Below are 3,635 nucleotides of genomic sequence, written 5' to 3'. Positions count from 1 at the left end.
GGCGCAGCCGAAGAGAAGGCACGCGGCGGCGAGCGCCGCCGCCCCGGTCAGACGCCCCGCCATCTCAGGCCTTCGTCTCGAGCTCGGGATGCATGCCGGGCGCCTGATTCTCCGCCAGCTCGGCGCGGCCCGCCAGTTCCTCGTCCTTGAGCGTGTCGAGGTGCATCAGCCGCTTGACCAGCGGGGAGACGATGATCACGGCAACACCGACGCCGACGGCGACCCAACCGACCGTGCTGTAGACGCCGAGCACGACCTCCTTGGCGGCGCCCGATTCGCCCTCCAGCTCGCCCGCACCGGTCGCGGCAGCGATCAGGCCCGCGGCGAAATTGCCCGTCGCCGAGGCGAAGAACCAGGTGCCCATGATCAGCGAGGCCATGTGCGCCGGCGCGAGCCGGTTCATCGCGCTGAGTCCGACGGGGGAGAGGCAGAGCTCGCCGGTGGTGTGCAGGAGGTAGATGAGGAAGATGAAGATCACCGGCGTCGGAGTCTCGATGCCGACCGCATAGGCGCCGGCGACGAGAACGAGGAAACCGGCGCCGAGCTGGATCATGCCGAGCCCGAACTTGGCCGGCGCCGAGGGCTCCAGGCCCCGCCGCCCCAGCGATGTCCAGAGCATGGCGAAGAACGGGGCCAGCAGGATGATGTAGATGGGGTTGATCGACTGAAACACCGCGGCCGGAACGCCGCCGCGGTCGACATGCCGGTCGGTGAACAGGTTGAGCGAGGAGCCCGCCTGCTCGAACAGGGCCCAGAAGAGGATGGAGCCGAGGATGAGGAACATCGCCGCGAAGATGCGGTCGCGGTCCTCCGCCGGGAGGCGGACGACAGCGGTATAGAGGACATAGATGACGAGGATCAGGCCGGATATGCCGAGCAGGGTGCCGACCAACTCCTGATACTGGATCATCAGCCAGACCAGCGCCACCGCGGCAATGCCGACCAGATAGAGCAACCACTCGAACTTGATCCCCCCGATGCGGCTTTCGAGCTTGGCTGGGTTGCTCGATTCGCCCTTGCCCATCAGCAGCGGCTTGAAGACGACGAAGACGATCAGGCCCGCGATCATGCCGATGCCGGCGAGACCGAAGCCATAGGCCCAGCCATAGGTCATGCCGAGATAGCCGCAGAGCGCCGAGCCGATCGCCGCACCGAGGTTAATGCCCATATAGAAGATCGTGTAGGCGCCGTCGCGGCGGACGTCGGTGCGGGGATAGAGCTGCCCCACGATCACCGAAATGTTGGCCTTGAGGAAACCCGAGCCGACGATGATGAAGGCGAGGGCGAGCCACAGCACGTTCATCGCCGGATCGGTCTGGCCGCCAGTGCCTTCGAAGGCCATCAGGAAGTGGCCGAAGGTGAGCAGCACCGCCCCGAACAGCACCGCCTTGCGCTGGCCCAGCCAGCGGTCGGCGATATAGCCGCCGATCACCGGCGTGATGTAAACGAGGGCCGTATAGGCGCCGTAGATGATCGAGGCCCGCTCGTCGGAGAACATCCAGTGCTGGACGAGGTAGAAAATGAGCAGCGCCCGCATGCCGTAATAGGAGAAGCGCTCCCACATTTCGGCGAAGAAGAGGACGAAGAGGCCGCGGGGGTGGCCGAGGAAGGTCCTTTGCGCCTCGGCGGAATAATCTGGGGTGGTGGCCATCAGGCTTGGCTCCCTGGTGATTGTCTGGAGGCCGCTCGCGCGACGGCCCTTGAATGGCGCGGCACGATAGCGCCTTGGACGGGCTTGCCAAGCGGGATTGTGGCGGCCTTTCTCGCCTGTTAGCGCCTTGGTCGATGCTCAACGACCGTTCGTCGATCCTTTCCCTGCTCGAAACCCGCCGCTCCGGACGCCCGCGCGATCTGGTCGCGCCGGGGCCGGACCCGGCGGAATTGCGGCGTATTCTCGCCGCCGCGATGCGCACGCCCGATCACGGCAAGCTCCATCCCTGGCGCTTCGTCCGCGTCCGGGGGGATCAGCGCGAAGCCTTCGCGGCGCTGCTTCAGCGCGCTTACCGGATCGACAATTCCAATCCCGGCCGGCTCGAGATCGATGCGCACGAGCGCTTCGCCCACCAGGCGCCCGAGTTGATCGTCGCGCTCTCCTCGCCGACGCCGGATCACAAAATCCCGGTCTGGGAGCAGGAGCTGAGCTGCGGCGCCGCCTGCATGAACCTCTGCCTCGCCGCCCACGCTTTGGGTTATGCCGCCGGTTGGGTGACGGGCTGGGCGGCTTATTCGGACGCGGTGCTGGCCGCCTTCGGCAAGCCGCCGGAGCGGATCGCCGGCTTCATCTTTCTCGGCACGCCCGGCGCCCCGCTCGAGGAGCGCCTTCGGCCCAACCCTGGCGAGGTCGTCTCGGATTGGCCGGGACTTGTAACAGAAAGGTCTTGACCCGGGCAGTGTGTTAGCCCACTATGACGGCATGGCCGAAGATCGCCACGTCTATCTCCGCCTGCGGGACCGCATCGCGGCGATGATCCTCGACGGCCGCGTCGGCGACGGCGATCCGCTGCCGTCGGTGCGCAGCCTGGCCGCCGATTTCGGCGCCAATCCGCTCACCGTGGCCAAGGCCTACCAGACCTTCCAGGAGGAGGGGCTGGTCGTGGTGAAGCGCGGCGTCGGGATGTTCGTCGCGCCCGGGGCAGGCGACCGGCTGCGCGCGTCGGAGCGCAAGGAGTTCCTCGAAAATCGCTGGCCGGGGATCGTCACGCACATGCGCCGGCTCGGCCTCGAGCCCGAGGATCTGGTCGAGCGCGCGCTCGCCTGACCGACTCGTCGACAAAGGCGACAAATCCCGCGACGAGCGTTGTTGCCGCGTAACGAGTCCCTTCGTAGAGCCTCGTCGAGGCCCGGCGTGACGCCGGAGCCGATGAGGACACCGACGATGCGACCGATGCGCGCCTTCCTGTTTTCCTTCACCACCGGCTTCGCCGCGCTGCTGGGCGCGCAGACGGCGTTCGTCCAGCTCACCTATGTGCCGCCCGAGCCACCGCTCCAGGGTCCGCTTCACGTCCCCGTCGCTTGATTTCGGGCGCTCGTTGGCGCATTTTCGAGGGTGCTTCTTGCGGAGGCTCGCCATGTTGCGCTCGACTGCCTTTACCGCCGTGGCGCTGATCGGAAGCGCCGTCCTCCTTTCCGGCTATAGCGGCGGCGGCCGCGTCAAGAACGGACCCGCGATCGTGCCCTATGCCTGCGAGGACGGCCGGCAGGCCTCGGCGGTCTACGAACATGGCGGCGATTTCCAGCACGCCAAGGTGATGCTGACCTTCGACGGCCGCACCACCGAGCTCGAGGCGGCGCCGACCCTCTACGGCATGCGCTACCGAAGCGAGGCGACGCCCGCTCTGGTCTGGTCGATCCGGGGAGAGACCGCCTTGCTCGCCGAGGCGAACGACCCGCACGACGTCACCGACGAGGGCCGCCCGATCGCGCGCTGCACCCGGCTGCGCCGCGCCGCCTCCGGCCATGGCGCGGTGCATGACGGGGAAGCGCACTAAGCCTGTCGTGCCTGCCGTGTGACCGATTTGCCGCACCGGCGCCGCCGTTCGACGCCAGGCCGTTGACTCGTCGCTGGAATCTTGCGCCTTGGCGCTTATGTGAGCTGCGCCCGGACGGGGTCGGGCGGGAGCGGGAATCGGGAATTT

General features: G+C 67.5%; 5 protein-coding genes. 4 read left to right on the top strand and 1 reads right to left on the bottom strand.

What is annotated here, in order from left to right; translation table 11 throughout:
* Positions 1 to 64: 64 nt before the first annotated feature.
* Complete coding sequence (locus ACT4N8_RS01655; protein ID WP_444856398.1) at positions 65 to 1,651, bottom strand: peptide MFS transporter; 1,587 nt, start codon at positions 1,649 to 1,651, stop codon at positions 65 to 67.
* Positions 1,652 to 1,785: 134 nt separating this feature from the next.
* Here ACT4N8_RS01655 and ACT4N8_RS01650 point away from each other — a divergent pair, with 134 nt between their 5' ends.
* From ACT4N8_RS01650 to ACT4N8_RS01635, 4 genes are all read left to right on the top strand, one after another.
* Entirely contained in the window at positions 1,786 to 2,382 is a 597-nt protein-coding gene (locus ACT4N8_RS01650; RefSeq protein ID WP_444856397.1) for a nitroreductase family protein, read from the top strand.
* A gap of 31 nt (positions 2,383 to 2,413) precedes the next feature.
* Complete coding sequence (locus ACT4N8_RS01645) at positions 2,414 to 2,758, top strand: GntR family transcriptional regulator (RefSeq protein ID WP_444856396.1); 345 nt, start codon at positions 2,414 to 2,416, stop codon at positions 2,756 to 2,758.
* 117 nt (positions 2,759 to 2,875) lie between these two features.
* Positions 2,876 to 3,016 carry a hypothetical protein gene (locus tag ACT4N8_RS01640; RefSeq protein WP_444856395.1) on the top strand — a complete coding sequence of 47 codons (141 nt, stop codon included), beginning with the start codon at positions 2,876 to 2,878 and terminating at the stop codon, positions 3,014 to 3,016.
* Positions 3,017 to 3,068: 52 nt separating this feature from the next.
* On the top strand, positions 3,069 to 3,488 hold the full coding sequence (locus ACT4N8_RS01635; protein ID WP_444856394.1) for an MliC family protein: 420 nt from the start codon (positions 3,069 to 3,071) through the stop codon (positions 3,486 to 3,488).
* Positions 3,489 to 3,635: the final 147 nt, after the last annotated feature.

The organism is Sphingosinicella sp. (genome assembly GCF_052387495.1).
Classification (GTDB): domain Bacteria; phylum Pseudomonadota; class Alphaproteobacteria; order Sphingomonadales; family Sphingomonadaceae; genus Allosphingosinicella.
This window is presented reverse-complemented; position numbering and strand designations above follow the sequence as displayed.

Coding starts and splice junctions, on each gene's coding strand:
- ACT4N8_RS01655 (WP_444856398.1), bottom strand. CDS start 1,651: ATGGCCACCACCCCAGATTATTCCGCCGAGGCGCAAAGGACCTTCCTC.
- ACT4N8_RS01650 (WP_444856397.1), top strand. CDS start 1,786: ATGCTCAACGACCGTTCGTCGATCCTTTCCCTGCTCGAAACCCGCCGC.
- ACT4N8_RS01645 (WP_444856396.1), top strand. CDS start 2,414: ATGGCCGAAGATCGCCACGTCTATCTCCGCCTGCGGGACCGCATCGCG.
- ACT4N8_RS01640 (WP_444856395.1), top strand. CDS start 2,876: ATGCGACCGATGCGCGCCTTCCTGTTTTCCTTCACCACCGGCTTCGCC.
- ACT4N8_RS01635 (WP_444856394.1), top strand. CDS start 3,069: ATGTTGCGCTCGACTGCCTTTACCGCCGTGGCGCTGATCGGAAGCGCC.